The sequence below is a fragment of the Cellvibrio mixtus subsp. mixtus J3-8 genome (genome assembly GCF_000766945.1).
In the GTDB taxonomy this organism is placed as follows: domain Bacteria; phylum Pseudomonadota; class Gammaproteobacteria; order Pseudomonadales; family Cellvibrionaceae; genus Cellvibrio; species Cellvibrio mixtus_A.
Genome location: NZ_KN266207.1, coordinates 19,112 through 19,338, shown reverse-complemented (window position 1 = coordinate 19,338; position 227 = coordinate 19,112). Strand labels below are relative to the sequence as shown.

Annotated in this window: 1 tRNA gene; it reads right to left on the bottom strand. The window is 48.0% G+C overall.

The window, feature by feature from the left end:
- Nucleotides 1-150: 150 nt before the first annotated feature.
- A tRNA-Gly gene (locus A596_RS05170) sits at nucleotides 151-226 on the bottom strand.
- Between the last annotated feature and the right edge of the window lies 1 nt (nucleotide 227).

The following is a 227-nucleotide window of genomic DNA, read 5'->3' as shown; positions in this document are numbered from 1 at the left end:
CCCCTGTTACCGCCGTGAAAGGGCGGTGTCCTAGGCCACTAGACGAAGGGGACATTTTGAAGCTGCCTCAATGACAACGATAAAACGTACTTCACTAACAGATTAAAACTTATATCTTTTACTACTTTAACTTCCCCTGGTGAGAGAAGTTGGAGCGGGAAACGAGACTCGAACTCGCGACCCTAACCTTGGCAAGGTTATGCTCTACCAACTGAGCTATTCCCGCA